We start from the raw sequence: 2,945 nt of genomic DNA on the forward strand, positions 1-2,945 counted from the left end.
GAAGCCGCTGGTCCGCTCCGCCGACCAGCTCCACACCGGGACGTCGGGCCCGAGCCCGCCCAGTACCTCCGCCAGGCCGTGTCATCCGCCGCGACGGCGTCGCCGCGCTGATGACCGCCGACGCCCTGGCCGCCGCCGTCACCGCGGCCACCCTGCCCGCGGACGTCCTGCCGCCGTCGGCCACCGGCCCCTGCGTCGCCCTGCTCCTCGTCCTGCTCGCCGCCCTCCACGCGCAGGGCGGCCTCTACCGGCCCCGGCTCACCCCCTCCGCCCTGCTCGAACTGCCCGCGCTGGCCGGGCGGGCCGCCGTGCTCTGGTGCGGTGCCGCCGCCGTCCTCGCCACCACCGGGCCCCACCGGTCCCTCGGCTGGAGCACCCTCCTGGGCGCCGTCGCCCTCCAGACCCTCCTGGTCTGCGCCGGCCGCGGCACCGTCCACGCGCTCCGCCGCCGCTCGGCCCTGCGCCACCCCGTCTCCACCCTCGTCGTCGGCCCCGGGGACGGGGCGGGCGCCGTCGCCGCCGCGCTGCACGGACGCCCCGAGTACGGACTGCGGCCCGTGGGCATCGCCGACACCGCCGCCCCCGCCGACGCGGAACGCGGCCAGCTCCCCGTACTCCCCGTACTCGCCACCCACGAGGACGTCCGGCGCGCCGTCATCCAGAACTCCGTCCGCCACGCCGTGTTCACCCGGCCCCCCGAGGCCGACGAACGCACCGCCTCCCTGGTCCGGCTCTTCCACGACCACGGCTGCCGGCTCTGGCTCGCCGACCCCGCCGGGACCGCCAAGGTCACCGGCATGCGGGTCGCACAGCCCGCCGACCAGCTGTGGGGGTACGCCGTACAGCCGCTGCTGCCGCGCCCCGCCCGGACCGCCGAGCGCACCGCGAAGCGGGCCATCGACTCCCTCCTCGCCGCCCTCGCCCTCCTCGCCGCCGCCCCCGTCATGGGCGCCTGCGCACTGGCCGTACGGATCTCCGACGGACCCGGAGTGATCTTCCGTCAGGAACGCGTCGGCCTCTACGGACGCCCCTTCACCCTGCTGAAGTTCCGTACCCTGCGCGCCGACGAACACGAGTCCGCCACCCGCTGGACCGTCGCCGGAGACCGCCGGATGAGCCCCGTCGGCTCCTTCCTGCGCAAGTCCTCCCTCGACGAACTGCCGCAACTGTGGAACGTCGTACGGGGTGACATGAGCCTGGTCGGCCCCCGCCCCGAACGGCCCTTCTTCGTCGCCAAGTTCAGCAGCGTCCACCCCGGCTACGAGGCCCGCCACCGGATGCCCGTCGGGATCACCGGACTCGCCCAGATCAACGGACTGCGCGGGGACACCTCCATCGAGGACCGGGCCCGCTTCGACAACCACTACATCGACACCTGGTCGCTGTGGCAGGACCTGTGGATCCTGGCGCGCACCGCGGCCTCCTTCTTCCGCTTCCGGCTGGGAGGGAGCTGACCGATGAGCCTCGCCGCCGCCCGGCCCGCCCGGCCCGCCCGGCCCACCCGGATCGCCGACCCGGCCGGCCCGCTGCGCCGCCACTGGCCGCTGCTCCCGCTGGCCGCGACCGTCCTGTTCCTCCTCGCCCCGCTCCCCGCCGGGGACGCGACCGCCTCCGGGAAGGTCGGCCCCGCCGACGCCGCATCGCTGCTGCTCGCCCTCGTCTGCGCCGTACAGGCGCTGCGGGGCCGGGTGCGCACGCTGACCCCGCTGGGCGTGCTCGTCCTCGGGGCCCCGGGCGTCGGGCTCGCCGTCTCCACCATGACCGCCGGGGACCCGTACGCCGCCCTGCCCGGGTTCGTGCGCTACCTCCAGGTCTTCGTCCTCGTCCCGGCGGCCGTGGTGCTGCTGGTGCGCGACGCCCGCGAGTTCCGGCTCGCCGCCGGGTGCTTCGTGGTGCTGGCCCTCGTCCAGGGCGCCGTCGGCGTCGCGCAGTTCGCGACCCACACCGGCGCCTCCTACCAGGGCGAGGACATCAGGGCCGTCGGCACCTTCGGCCCCGGCGACGTCATGGGCATGGCCACGGTCGTCGCGTACGGGCTGATCGTGGCCACCGCCGCCGCCCTCGCGCCCGGCCTCCCGGCCAGGATCCGCCGGATCGCCGGGGGCTGCGCGCTGGTCCTGGTCGTGCCGCTGGTGCTGTCCTTCAGCCGGGGCGCCTGGATCGCCACCGCCGGGGCCGCGCTGCTGGTGATGGGCCTGGCCGGCATCCGGCGGGCGCTGAAGGTCCTGGTCGCGCTGACCGCGCTGGGCGTGGTGCTGGTCGGCGGGCTCGGCGTCGGCTCCGAGATGGTCGCGGAGCGGCTGACCTCCATCACCCAGGTGTCGAGCGCGCCCGACCAGTCGGTCACCGACCGCTACACGATGTGGGCCGCCGCCGAGTCGATGTGGCGGGAGCGGCCGGTGGTAGGGGTGGGGCTCAAGGGCTTCCCCGCCCACCGGGACGGCCACTCCTCGCTCGGCCTGTCCTCCGGCAGCGACACCGCCGGCGCGGGCCAGGCGTTCATCAAGCAGCCGCTGCTGTCCCCGCACAACATGTACCTCCTCGTCCTCGGCGAGCAGGGCCTGACCGGACTGCTCGCCCTGGCGGGCGGCTGGGCGGCGCTCCTCGTCGCGGGCCTGCGCCGGTACGCCGCCGACCGCCCGGCGCGGGGGATCCGCGACTGCGGGCTGATCGCGCTCGGCCTCCTGGTGTGGCAGCTGACCGACTTCCTGTACGCGGACATCGGAGGGCCGTCCACCGTGCTCACCGGAGTGATCATCGGCCTGGCGGCCTGGTGGGCGCTGCCGTCGCCCGCGGATGCGGGGGGTCCGGGCGGCCTGGGCGGTCCGGGTGCTTCGGGTGGTCCGGGCGTGCCGGGTGTTCCGGGCGGCAGGGCACTTGAGGGACCGGCGGCCCGGTGACCGACACGACTCCCTGGCGGCGGCCCGCGGCCGCGGCGACCGAGG

At 76.2% G+C, this 2,945-nt stretch carries 2 protein-coding genes; both read left to right on the forward strand.

Features of this window, described 5'->3' with window-relative positions; translation table 11 throughout:
- The first annotated feature begins 110 nt into the window (after positions 1 to 110).
- Positions 111 to 1,454, forward strand: coding sequence for an exopolysaccharide biosynthesis polyprenyl glycosylphosphotransferase (locus ABZW32_RS39430; RefSeq protein WP_356225689.1), 1,344 nt, complete (start codon positions 111 to 113; stop codon positions 1,452 to 1,454).
- A 3-nt stretch (positions 1,455 to 1,457) separates the two neighbouring features.
- Positions 1,458 to 2,900 (forward strand): O-antigen ligase family protein, encoded by a 1,443-nt coding sequence (locus ABZW32_RS39435; RefSeq protein WP_356225691.1) that lies wholly within the window; start codon positions 1,458 to 1,460, stop codon positions 2,898 to 2,900.
- Positions 2,901 to 2,945: the final 45 nt, after the last annotated feature.

Origin of the sequence: Streptomyces sp. NPDC004667 (assembly GCF_040609475.1) — a bacterium.
In the GTDB taxonomy this organism is placed as follows: Bacteria; Actinomycetota; Actinomycetes; order Streptomycetales; family Streptomycetaceae; genus Streptomyces.

Coding starts and splice junctions, on each gene's coding strand:
- ABZW32_RS39435 (WP_356225691.1), top strand. CDS start 1,458: ATGAGCCTCGCCGCCGCCCGGCCCGCCCGGCCCGCCCGGCCCACCCGG.
- ABZW32_RS39430 (WP_356225689.1), top strand. CDS start 111: ATGACCGCCGACGCCCTGGCCGCCGCCGTCACCGCGGCCACCCTGCCC.